The organism is Stenotrophomonas sp. FR010, from assembly GCF_047520755.2.
In the GTDB taxonomy this organism is placed as follows: Bacteria; Pseudomonadota; Gammaproteobacteria; order Xanthomonadales; family Xanthomonadaceae; genus Stenotrophomonas; species Stenotrophomonas sepilia.
In genome coordinates, this window is sequence record NZ_JAXBQT020000004.1 from 169,501 (window position 1) to 181,597 (window position 12,097).

General features: G+C 67.4%; 8 protein-coding genes. 3 read left to right on the plus strand and 5 right to left on the minus strand.

Annotation, left to right across the window (positions count from 1 at the left end; genetic code table 11):
* Window position 1: 1 nt before the first annotated feature.
* Both emrC and emrR read right to left on the minus strand, forming a co-directional pair.
* Complete coding sequence (gene emrC, locus ACM0PK_RS05600) at window positions 2-1,495, minus strand: multidrug efflux transporter outer membrane subunit EmrC (RefSeq protein WP_414606879.1); 1,494 nt, start codon at window positions 1,493-1,495, stop codon at window positions 2-4.
* Complete coding sequence (gene emrR, locus ACM0PK_RS05605; protein WP_005415875.1) at window positions 1,492-1,935, minus strand: multidrug efflux system transcriptional regulator EmrR; 444 nt, start codon at window positions 1,933-1,935, stop codon at window positions 1,492-1,494. Before emrR ends, emrC begins: the two co-directional genes overlap by 4 nt.
* 172 nt (window positions 1,936-2,107) lie before the next feature.
* Between emrR and ACM0PK_RS05610 the strand changes: the two genes are divergently transcribed.
* Both ACM0PK_RS05610 and parC read left to right on the plus strand, forming a co-directional pair.
* Window positions 2,108-2,989 (plus strand): helix-turn-helix domain-containing protein, encoded by an 882-nt coding sequence (locus tag ACM0PK_RS05610; RefSeq protein WP_180884620.1) that lies wholly within the window; start codon window positions 2,108-2,110, stop codon window positions 2,987-2,989.
* A gap of 59 nt (window positions 2,990-3,048) precedes the next feature.
* On the plus strand, window positions 3,049-5,292 hold the full coding sequence (gene parC / locus ACM0PK_RS05615; RefSeq protein WP_134971341.1) for a DNA topoisomerase IV subunit A: 2,244 nt from the start codon (window positions 3,049-3,051) through the stop codon (window positions 5,290-5,292).
* Window positions 5,293-5,702: 410 nt separating this feature from the next.
* Here the strand turns inward: parC and bfr are convergent, their stop codons facing one another.
* A complete protein-coding gene (gene bfr / locus ACM0PK_RS05620) occupies window positions 5,703-6,191 on the minus strand; it encodes a bacterioferritin (RefSeq protein WP_111202195.1) in 489 nt (162 codons plus the stop codon).
* Between the two features lie 125 nt (window positions 6,192-6,316).
* Between bfr and ACM0PK_RS05625 the strand changes: the two genes are divergently transcribed.
* On the plus strand, window positions 6,317-8,644 hold the full coding sequence (locus ACM0PK_RS05625; protein WP_414606880.1) for a penicillin acylase family protein: 2,328 nt from the start codon (window positions 6,317-6,319) through the stop codon (window positions 8,642-8,644).
* Window positions 8,645-8,800: 156 nt separating this feature from the next.
* Here ACM0PK_RS05625 and ACM0PK_RS05630 read toward each other — a convergent pair whose 3' ends face one another.
* On the minus strand, window positions 8,801-10,189 hold the full coding sequence (locus ACM0PK_RS05630) for a cation:proton antiporter domain-containing protein (RefSeq protein WP_414606881.1): 1,389 nt from the start codon (window positions 10,187-10,189) through the stop codon (window positions 8,801-8,803).
* A 107-nt stretch (window positions 10,190-10,296) separates the two neighbouring features.
* Entirely contained in the window at window positions 10,297-11,988 is a 1,692-nt protein-coding gene (asnB, locus tag ACM0PK_RS05635; protein WP_072166802.1) for an asparagine synthase B, read from the minus strand.
* Window positions 11,989-12,097 lie beyond the last annotated feature (109 nt).

Genomic DNA, 12,097 nt, shown 5'->3' on the forward strand with positions numbered 1-12,097 from the left:
TTCAGGAATGCGAGGAATCGGAATGGGAGGCGATCGGTGCGCGGTCGGCGTCAGTGGGTTGGAAACCACCGCCCAGCGCCTTGCTCAGGCGCACCGAGGACTGCACCTGCTGCGACTGCAGGCCGGCCAGCTGCTGCTGCGACTGCAACAGGGTGGACTGCGCGGTCAGCACGTCCAGGTAGCTGCCGATGCCGGCACGGTAGCGCTGCTGGGCCAGGTCGAAGGCAGCGCGTGCGGTGTCCACCGCCTGCTGCTGCGACTGCGCCTGCTGTGCCAGCGAGCGCACCGCGTTGACCTGGTCGGCGACGTCCCGCAGTGCGTCGAGCACGGTCTGGTTGTAGTTGGCCACCGCCAGGTCGTACTGCGCATCGGTATTGGCCAGGTTGGCGCGCAGCTTGCCGCCCTCGAAGATCGGCAGGCTCAGCGCCGGGCCGATATAGGCAAAGGTGGAGCTGCTCTTCAGCAGGTCGCCCACGTTCGGGGCGACCACGCCGGCCAGCGCGGTCAAGTTGAAGCTCGGGTAGAACTTGGTCTTGGCGACCTTGATCTGCTTGTCGGCCGCTTCCACGCGCCAGCGTGCGGCGACGACGTCGGGGCGACGGCCGAGCAGTTCGCTGGGCAGCACGCCCGGCAGCTGCAGCGCCATTGGGTTCAACGGCTGCGGGCGCTGGATCGACAGGCCACGGTCCGGGCCCTTGCCGACCAGCGCGGCCAGTGCGGTGCGGGCCGCGTCGATACGCTGCTGGGCGGCCTGCACCTGCTGCTGCGCGGCCGGCACACGGGCCTCGGCCTGGCGCACCTGCAGATCACTGTCGATGCCGGCGCTGCGGCGCTGGCGGGTCAGTTCAAGTGACTTCTGCGAACGGGTCAGCTCTTCCTCGGCCACGTCGTTGAGCTGCCACGCGTAGGCCAGGTCGGCATAGGCCTGGGTGATGCCAGTGGACAGGTTCAGGCGTGCAGCCTGCGCTTCAACGGTGGCGGCGTGCGCACCGTCCACGGCGGCTTCCCAGGCGGCGCGCTTGCCGCCCCACAGGTCCACGCCATAACTGAAGTCGAAGGCGACCTGGCTGCTGCCGCCGTAACGGCCACCCATCTCGCTGCCGACCATCGATTCGGGCAGGCGCAGGCCGGTGTAGCCACCGGACACCGACAGGCTCGGCAGTTCGTCGGCACGTGCGGTGCCGACCTGGGCTTGGGCCTGGCGCAGGCGGGCATCGGCGGCGTCAAGGCTCGGGTGGCCGGCCAGGCCCTCGGCGACCAGCGCGTCCAACTGCGCATCACCCAGTGCCTTCCACCAGTCCTGCGCCGGGAAGCCGGTGGCGCTCAGGTCAGTGTCGGCCAGGGTGCGTTCGCTGTGCAGGCTGTCCAGGTCAAGCACGTGGCCCTGCGGGTTGAGGCCACGACTGCTGGCGCAGGCGGCCAGGGCCAGGGCCAGCGCTGACACCAGCAGCGCGCGCCCGGACCGGCGGAAAGTGGAATGCGGGATCGGGTTCATGGGGTCGTCAGTGAATCGCGGATTCGGGTAAGGAGGGACAGCAGCAGCGTGCGCTCGTCGGCGGAAAGATCACGCAGGGCGTAATCCATCACCGCGTCGCCACGCAGCTTCAAGCGCGCCCACAGCGCGCGGCCTTCGTCGGTCAGCACGATCTGCAATGCCCGCCGGTCCTGCGCATGCGGTTCGCGGCGGACGCAGCCCAGCGCTTCGAGCTTGTCCAGCAGCCGGGTCACCGCGCTGGGCACCTGATCGATGGCCTGGGCCAGTTCGTTGGCGGTGCACGGCGCCATGTTCGAAAGCACCTTCAACCCGATGTAGTGGGTGAAGCCGATGCCCAGATCTTCTTCAGCCATGGACGCGTCGAGTTGGCGGACCAGGCCGTCGCGCACCTGGCGCAGCAGCAGGCCGAAGCTGGGGGGAGTGGTTGCAGGACAGATCATGGGGGAGCATTCTCTTCCAAAAAAAATATTTCTCAATGGAAATATTTGATCTGGCATCGAATGCTGTGTTGCAGCAGTGGGCTGGATCAGTGAAGGCGCCTACCTTAATGACCTGGTCATGTGGCCCGGTAGTACAATCCAGCCAATGGATGACACATTTCAGCCAGCAGACATGATGAACAAGGCAGAAATCCCTACTCCCAAACGCCTGCTCAGGGACGAAGCGCTGGACTGGTTCGAGCGCAACGACGGCCCCCCGGTGGTCGGTTTCCGTTTCGACAGCCCGCAAGGGCTGGTCCGTGAAGTGGATTGGCATCATCACCAGCGCGCGCAGCTGATCTGCGTCGAGCGCGGCCTGCTGACCACCCGTACCTCGCACGGCACCTGGTCGCTGGCGCCGGGCTCGGCCGGCTGGATGCCACCGCTGGAGCCGCACACGGTCACCCTCGACGGCCCCCTGCGTGGCTGGGGCATGGCGCTGGCGGCTCCGGTCTGTGCCACCCTGCCCTCCGATCCCTGCGTGCTGGGCCTGTCCAAGCTGGCGCAGGCGCTGGCCGAGCGCATCTGTGACTGGCCACCGGGCTACGACACCACCTCCGAACGCCAGCACATCATCGAGGTGCTGGTGGACGAGATCCGCACAGCGCCACGCCAGCGCATGCACTTGCCGATGCCGCATGACCGGCGCCTGCTGAAGATCGCCTCGCAGCTGCTGGCCGACCCGTCCGACGAACGCAGCCTGGCCGAATGGGCGCACTGGGCCGGCCTGTCACCGCGCAGCCTGACCCGCCACTTCCGCGACGAGACCACGCTCAGCTTCGCTCAGTGGCGGCAGCAGGCCCGGCTCTCCGAAGCCCTGCGCCAGTTGACCGATGGCCGCAGCGTCGCCGACATCGCCCATGCACTGGGCTTCAGCAGCGCCAGCGCCTTCGTCACCGTGTTCCGCCGCCACTTCGGGCTGCCACCGGGGCGCTACCTGGCGCGGGCCGGCCACGGCCTGGAAACCGGGCTGGACCCTGCACGCGGCTTGGCATCCCCCGCCGCATCCGGATAATCACAGGATTGCGAGCGGCGACCTCCGTCGCCGCATCCCGACATAGGTAACAACGCCGCATGACCGAACTTGCCCGCCCCGTGTTCCACGGATTCGAACAACTGCCGCTGCGCGAGTACGCCGAACGCGCCTACCTCGACTACTCGATGTACGTGGTCCTGGACCGTGCCCTGCCGTTCATCGGCGACGGCCTGAAGCCGGTGCAGCGCCGCATCATCTATTCGATGAGCGAGCTGGGCCTGAATGCCGCGTCCAAGCCGAAGAAGTCCGCGCGCACCGTCGGCGACGTCATCGGTAAATACCACCCGCACGGCGACAGCGCGTGCTACGAGGCGCTGGTGCTGATGGCGCAGCCGTTCTCGTACCGCTACCCGCTGATCGAGGGCCAGGGCAACTTCGGCTCCAGCGACGACCCGAAGTCGTTCGCGGCGATGCGATACACCGAATCCAAGCTGACCCCGATCGCCGAAGTGCTGCTGGGCGAACTGGGCCAGGGCACCACCGACTGGGCACCGAACTTCGACGGCACCCTGCAGGAGCCGACCTGGATGCCGGCGCGGCTGCCGCACCTGCTGCTCAACGGCACCACCGGCATCGCCGTGGGCATGGCCACCGACGTGCCGCCGCACAATCTCAACGAGATCGTCAGCGCGCTGCTGCACCTGCTGGACAACCCCGACGCCACCGTGCGCGACCTGTGCGAACACGTGCAGGGCCCGGACTATCCGTCCAGCGCCGAGATCATCACCGCGGCCAATGACCTGCGCAACATCTACGAGACCGGCAACGGCAGCGTGCGTGCACGCGCGACTTTCACCAAGGAAGCCAGCAACATCGTGATCACGGCGCTGCCGTTCCAGGTGTCGCCGTCGAAGGTGATCGAGCAGATCGCCGCACAGATGCGCGCCAAGAAGCTGCCGTGGCTGGAAGACATCCGCGATGAATCCGACCACGCCAACCCGGTGCGCGTGGTGCTGGTGCCGCGTTCGAACAGGGTAGACGCCGAGCAGCTGATGGGCCACCTGTTCGCTACCACGGACCTGGAGCGCAGCTACCGCGTCAACCTCAACGTGATCGGGCTGGACGGCCGTCCTCAGGTGAAGAACCTGAAGATGCTGCTCAGCGAATGGCTGACCTTCCGCAGCAACACCGTCACCCGCCGCCTGCAGCACCGCCTGCAGAAGGTCGAGCGCCGCCTGCACCTGCTGGAAGGCCTGCTGGTCGCCTTCCTCAACCTGGACGAGGTGATCCACATCATCCGTACCGAGGACGAACCGAAGGCGGCGCTGATCGCGCGCTTCGGACTGTCCGAGGAACAGGCCGAGTACATCCTGGAAACCAAGCTGAAGCAGCTGGCCCGCCTGGAAGAGATGAAGATCCGCGGCGAGCAGGACGAGCTGGCCAAGGAGCGCGAGAAGATCCTCGGCATCCTCGACAGCAAGGCCAAGCTGAAGAAGCTGATCCGCGATGAACTGACCGCCGACGCCAGGAAGTTCGGCGACGCACGCCGTTCGCCGCTGGTGCAGCGTCAGGCGGCGCAGGCCATCGACGAGACCGAGCTGGTGCCGAGCGAGCCGATGACCGTGGTGCTGTCGGAGAAGGGCTGGATCCGTGCCGCCAAGGGCCACGACGTCGATGCATCTGCCCTGTCCTACCGTGAAGGCGACGGACTGCAGGGCGCGGTGCGCGCACGCAGCACCCAGCAGGTCGCGTTCCTCGACAGCGAGGGCCGCGCCTACTCGACGCCGGTGCACACCTTGCCCTCCGCGCGTGGCAATGGTGAACCGCTGACCGGCCGCTTCTCGCCGGCACCGGGCACCAGCTTCGTGACCCTGGCCAGCGCCGAGCCGGACACCCGCTTCGTGCTGGCCTCCAGCCACGGTTATGGCTTCGTCACCCGCTTCGAGAACCTGATCGGCCGCAACAAGGCCGGCAAGGCGATGCTGAACCTGTCGGCCGGTTCGTCGGTGCTGACCCCGTCGATGGTCGCCAACGTGGCCACCGACCGCATCGTGGCGGTGACCAGTTCCGGCAACCTGCTGGCGATCGCCGCCAACGACCTGCCAGAACTGGACAAGGGCAAGGGCAACAAGATCATCGAGATCCCGAAGGCCAAGCTCGCCACCGAACGCGTGGTCGCCATCGTGGCGATCAGCCCGGGGCAGACCCTGCAGGTGCGCAGTGGCCAGCGCACGATGGGGCTGAAGTTCAACGAGCTCGACGCCTACCTCGGCGCCCGCGCCACCCGCGGCCACCTGCTGCCGCGCGGCTGGCAGAAGGTGGAAGGGTTGTCGGTGGAGTGAGGAGCACCGGGGTCAGAGCCCTTTCCACCGGAAAGGGCTCTGACCCCGGACAACGCCCCTGGCAGGTGTCAACATTGGTTGACACGCATTACCCCGGTACACGCCAACCTCGGTTGGCAATTTCCAAGCCAATGGGATCAGAGCCGTTTTCGTCGAAAACGGATCTGACCCCGGACACGAAAAAGCCGGGGCATTCCCCGGCTTTTTCGTTGTCGGCTGGCAGGCGGTGGAGCGGCTGGCGGGCGAAGGCTGGCTGGCGGTGCTCCGGTGCTGGCGGGCGACAGAACGCTGTACTTCTTCTGGTAGAGCCGACCGCTGGTCGGCTGCATTTCGCAGAGCAGCCGACCAGCGGTCGGCTCTACCGGAACGCAGCCGAGCATTGGCTCGGCTCTACAAAAAGCGGTGCCGGCTCAGTGCGCCGCGGCGCCGGTGCCGTCGATCTTGCTCAGCTGGTACAGCTCCAGGCCGATGCGCTTGATCAGGCCCAGCTGCTGTTCCAGCCACCAGGCGTGGTCTTCCTCAGTGTCCTTCAGCTGCGCCAGCAGGATGTCGCGGCTCACGTAGTCGCCCTTCTCCTCGCAAAGCTTCATGCCGGCGGCCAGATTGTTCCGAACGGCGTATTCAGTGTCGAGATCCTTCTGCAGCATCTCTTCGACGGTTTTGCCCGGCTCGGTGGCGTGCGGGCGCATGTCCGGGTCGCCGCCCAGGAACAGGATCCGGCGCAGCAGCGCATCGGCGTGCTGGGTTTCCTCTTCCATCTCGTGGTTCAGGCGTTCGTACAGCGCGAACAGGCCCTGGTCCTCGTAGCGGCGGGAATGGATGAAGTACTGGTCGCGCGCAGCAAGCTCGCCGCGCAGCAGTTCCTTCAGGCAGGCGATGACGTCCGGGTTGCCTTTCATGAGGGGGGCTCCTGTGAATCGATGCGGCATAGGGTGCCGCATTTCAAAATACGGTGATCTAATCGGAATCAGTCGCAGTTGCGCCTGCGGCTACAATCGGCCCACGAGTTCGGAAAGGACGTGCGATGCGACGTACATGGCGTTGGGTGCTGGGCGTGTTGGTCGCCATCGTGCTGGTCACCGCACTGGTCCTGTGGCTGCTGCTGCGCGGCAGCCTGGCCGACCTGGACGGCGAGCATGCGCTGCCCGGCCTGGCCAGGCCGGTCACCATCGAGCGCGATGCGCTGGGCGTGGTCACCATCACCGCCACCAGCCAGGCCGACGCGATGCGCGCATTGGGCCGCGTGCATGCGCAGGAACGCTATTTCGAGATGGACCTGATGCGCCGTAGCGCCGCCGGCGAACTGTCCGCACTGTTTGGCCCGAAGGCGATCGATGCCGACAAGCGCATGCGCGTGCATCGGCTGCGCGCGCGCACCGAGGCGAACATGCAGGCTGCGCTGGGCGACAACGTCGACGCCGTGAGCGCCTATGTCGGTGGGGTCAATGAGGGCCTGGCCGACCTCTCCGTGCGGCCGTGGGCGTACCTGCTGCTGCGGCAGTCACCGCAGCCTTGGCAGGCCAGCGACAGCGTGCTGACCGGGCTGGCCATGTACGCCGACCTGCAGGATCCCGGCAACCAGACCGAGCTTGCGCTCAGCCGCATCCGCGCGGTGGTGCCGTCGGCGCTGTACGCACTGATCGCCCACGACGGCACTGAATGGGATGCACCGCTGTTCGGCGAACCGACCGGCAACGCCACGCTGCCCGATGCCAGCCAGCTGGACCTGCGCACGCTGAAGGGAAAACCGGGCACCGGGCAGGAAGAAGCCGACGCCGTCGGCAGCAACAACTTCGCGGTGGCCGGTGCGCTCACCGCCGACGGCCGCGCCATTGTTGCCGACGACATGCACCTGGGCCTGCGCGCACCCAGCCTGTGGTTCCGCGTGCGCCTGCGCTACCCCGACCCGCAGGCCGCTGGCGGCCAGGTCGACGTCACCGGCTTCTCGCTGCCGGGCCTTCCGGCCGTGATCGTCGGCAGCAACGGGCACGTCGCCTGGGGTTTCACCAACAGCTACATTGACACGGCGGACTACCGCACCGAACCGGCCCATGCCGCAGTGACGGTGCATGAAGAACGGATTGCGGTGGCCGGCCAGGCCGATGTGCGGTTCCCGGTACGCGAAACCGCCTGGGGACCGATCCTGCACACGCATGCCGATGGCAGCGGCGACGCGCTGCGCTGGGTCGCCCAGCTGCCCGGTGCGGTGCGCCTGGACTTCGGTGACCTGGCCCGCGCCGGTGATCTGGACGCAGCCCTGCAGTTCGCCGACCACGCCGGCATTCCCGCACAGAACCTGGTGATCGGCGACCGCACCGGACGCATCGCCTGGCGCCTGATCGGCGCCCGCCCGGATCGCGGTCCGGGCTGCGCGCCGGCCGGCTTCAACGCCGCCCACAACCAGGACTGCGCCCCCTGGCCGATCCGCAGCGATGCCTCGCCGGCATTGATCGATCCCCCCAACCATCGCCTGTGGACCGCCAACGGCCGCGTCCTCGACGGCGAGGCGCTGGCTACCGTCGGCAATGGCGGTTATGACCTGGGTGCCCGTGCGCGGCAGATCCGCGACCTGCTGGCGATCCAGGAGCGCTTCGATGAACACGACCTGCTGGCGATCCAGCTCGACGATCGCGCGGTGTTCCTGCAGCGCTGGTGGGCGCTGCTGCACGACGTCATCGAACGCAGTGACGACCCTGCACTGAAGCGCTTGAAGGAGGCCAGCCATCAATGGGGCGGCCGTGCCTCGGCCAGCTCGGTCAGCTACCGGGTGGTGCGTGAGTTCCGTACGCAGGTGATGACAACACTGTCCGATGCACTGCTGGCACCGGCCAATGCGCAGCTGGGCGATGACTATCTGGAGCCGCGCCTGGCGCAGCTGGAAGGCGTGGCCTGGCCGATGCTGCAGCAGCGGCCGGCCAATCTGCTGCCACCGGCCTTCGACAGCTGGGATGCGCTGCTGATCGACGCCGCACGCCGCACCGAGAGCGAGCTGGCCAGGCAGGGCCCACTGGCCAAGCGCAGCTGGGGCGAACGCAATACGGCGGCGATCTGCCACCCCATCGCACGGGCGCTGCCGGACATCGCCAAACACTGGCTGTGCATGCCGGCCGACCGCCTGCCCGGCGACCGCGACATGCCGCGCGTGCAGACGCCGAACTTCGGCGCTTCCGAGCGCATGGTGGTTTCACCGGGCCACGAGGCCGACGGCATCGTGCACATGCCCGGCGGCCAGAGTGGGCATCCACTGTCGCCCTACTGGGGTGCCGGCCACGAAGACTGGGTGCATGGCCGGCCGACGCCGTTCCTGCCCGGCAAGGCGCAGCACACCATGACGCTGGTGCCAGCGCGCTGACGGCGGCACCCACATGCCCGAGGGTGCGCTGCACGCTGTAGAGCCGAGCCCATGCTCGGCTGCTTCTGGCGCAGAGCCGAGCCCATGCTCGGCTCCGCGCCAGAAGCAGCCGAGCATGGGCTCGGCTCTACAGAATGCCCGCGCGGCGCTACCGGGTCAGCTTCTACGCCGCTCGATCAGGTTCAGCAGTGGCCCGGTCATCGCCGTTGTCACCAGCGCCATGATCACCAGCACCGCGAACAGCCGGTCACCGAGCAGGCCAAGTTCGTAACCCAGGTTGAGCACGATCAGCTCCATCAGGCCACGGGTGTTCATCAGTGCACCCAGCTGCCACGCCTCACGGGTGGGCATGCCGGCACTGCGTGCGGCACTGAAGGTGCCCAGCAGCTTGCCGGTCGTCGCTACCGCGATCACCACCACGCACAACAGGACATCGCTGGCCTGCAGCGTATCGGCGCGCATGCGCAGCCCGGTCATGGCGAAGAACAGCGGCAGCAGCAGCGTCACCGCGAACGGTTCGACGCGCGCCATCAGCAGCTCGCGCAACTGCACATTTGACGACACCGCCACGCCAGCCGCGAACGCACCGAACAGCGCATGGATGCCGAGCATCTCGGTGACCAGGGCACTGGCCAGCGACAGCAGCAGGATGCCGAGCAGCCAGCGTCCCTCACGACCCGGCGCGATCTGCTGGCGGGCGAACCACGGCTTCACCAGCCCCAGCATCAGCGCCACGAAGGCGACTACGCACAGCAGGTTGAGGCTGGCCGGCAGCCATCCGCTGGCCTGTGCAGCCGCCACGATCAGCGCCAGCAGGCACCACGCGGTGGCATCACCCAATGCAGCGCAGGCAATCGCGGTCTGCCCCAGTGGCGCCTGCGTGATACCGCGGTCGGCAAGGATGCGCAGCAACACAGGGAAGGCCGTGATGCTCATCGATATGCCAACGAAAAGTGCGAATGCGGTGAAGCCCACGCCCTGCGGACCGTGCTGCGGGTACAGCCAGATCGCCAGGGCGACGCCAAGCACGAACGGCACCGCGATGCCGGCATGGCTGACCGTAAAGGCAAAACGCCGGCGTCCACGCAGCGCCGCCAGGTCCAGCTCGGCACCGGCCACCAGCAGGAACATCAGCACACCCAACTGGCTGAGCATGCCCAGCGGGCCCAGCGAGCTGGGCGGGAACAGGGCTCCATGCAGCGGCGGCAACAGGCTGCCGAGCATCAATGGGCCCATCATCAGGCCGGCGGCCATCTCGCCGATCACCGCCGGTTGTCCAAAGTGCTTGAGCAGCGCGCCTGCGCCCTTGGCCACCAGCAGCAGCACCAGCAGCTGCAGCAGGAACAGGCCCAGCGGCGACGCCAGATGCTGCACCCAGGTGGCTTCGGCCGTGGCCGTGGCCGTGGCACGGGCAACAGCCTCGGGCGCCGCCGGCCCGGCATAACGGGCCAGCAGCACGCCAGCCAGCAGCGGGACCCCGACCCAGGCCAGATAGCGCCATCCCCACTTCGTCGGTGGCGCCGGGCCCCCGCTGTGTACTTCCATGAACATTCCCCAATGTGCAGGGGGGCGATCATACAAAAAGGGGACGGAGGGGATTAAGTCGTTAGTGGCACAAGCGCCCCGGCCCCCCTCCGTCCCTTTTTCGGGGCTTACGCCAGTGCCTGCTCGTGCACGCCAGCGATCGCGCGCCCCGACGGATCTGCAGCTGCGGCGAAGCTGGCATCCCACGCGATCGCCGCCGGCGACGAGCAGGCGATGGACTTGCCACCCGGCACGGTCTCGGCGGCCGCACGGCTCGGGAAGAACTGCTCGAACAGATGACGATAGTAGTAGGCCTCCTTGGTCTGCGGCGGGTTGTGCGGGAAGCGCTTGTCGGCCGCTGCCAGCACACGGTCGCTCACCTGAGCTTCGGCATGCGCCTTCAGCCCGTCGATCCAGCCATAGCCAACGCCATCGCTGAACTGCTCCTTCTGCCGCCACAGGATGCTGTCCGGCAGGTAGCCTTCGAACGCCTCGCGCAGCACCGCCTTCTCGATGCGGCGGCCACCAAAGCCCGCACCGACCATCTTGTGCGCGGCGTCGAAGCGCATCGCCACATCGAGAAATTCGCGATCCAGGAACGGCACACGCGGCTCCACGCCCCAGGCCATCATCGACTTGTTCGCGCGCAGGCAGTCGTAGTTGTGCAGCGCGTCGAGCTTGCGTACCAGTTCGTCGTGGAATTCACGCGCATCCGGCGCCTTGTGGAAATACAGGTAGCCACCAAAGATCTCGTCGCTGCCCTCGCCGGAAAGCACCATCTTCACCCCCATTGCCTTGATCCGCCGTGCCAGCAGGAACATCGGCGTCGATGCGCGGATGGTGGTGACGTCGTAGGTCTCGATATGGCGGATCACTTCCGGCAGTGCATCAAGGCCCTCCTCAAACGTGTACTCGAAGCCGTGATGCACGGTGCCCAGCGCTTCGGCGGCGATTGCAGCGGCGGCCAGATCGGGAGAGCCCTTCAAGCCGATCGCGAACGAGTGCAGGCGCGGCCACCAGGCTTCGGTCTGCCCCCCATCCTCGATGCGACGGCGTGCATAGCGCGCGGCCACCGCCGCCACCAGCGACGAGTCCAGGCCACCAGACAGCAGCACGCCGTACGGCACATCGCTCATCAGCTGGCGTTCCACCGCATGCTCGAAGGCCTGGCGCAGTTCGGCCAGATCGGCCTGGCGACCCTGCACGTCAGCGTAGTCGCGCCACGGCTGCTGGTAGTAGCGCACCAGCTCACCGCTGGCACTGTCGAAATAGTGACCCGGCGGGAACTGGGCGACGTCGGCACAGGTATCGACCAGTGCCTTCATTTCCGAGGCCACTCGCAGACGTCCCTGGGCATCGTGGCCCCAGTACAGCGGCACCACGCCGACCGGGTCGCGCGCCACCAGCACACGACCGGCACCACGGTCCCACAGCGCGAACGCGAAGATGCCATTGAGCTGCTCCAGCCACTGAGCCGGCGAAGCGCCCTGGCGGTACAGCGCATTGATCACTTCACAGTCCGAACCGGTCTGGAAGTCATAGGCGGTGGTCAGTGCGGCCTTCAGTTGCTGGTGGTTGTAGATCTCGCCGTTGACCGCCAGCGCCAGCTGGCCGTCGGCCGACAGCAGCGGTTGCGAGCCGCCGGCCGGGTCGACGATGGCCAGCCGCTCGTGGACCAGCAGCGCACCTTCGTCAAGATACACGCCGCTCCAGTCCGGGCCGCGGTGGCGCTGGCGCTGCGACAGTTCCAGCGCATGGCGGCGCAGGGCCGGAAGATCGTCACCGGCCTGCAGGCCGAAGATTCCGAAGATCGAACACATGGGGGAGCTCCTGTTGGGGAAATTTCACGGGTGGGAGGGTGTTCGACCGGCCATCCAGGCCCGGGTGGGGCTGCGCCCGGGCACAAAAAAACCCGCATCGACCGATGCG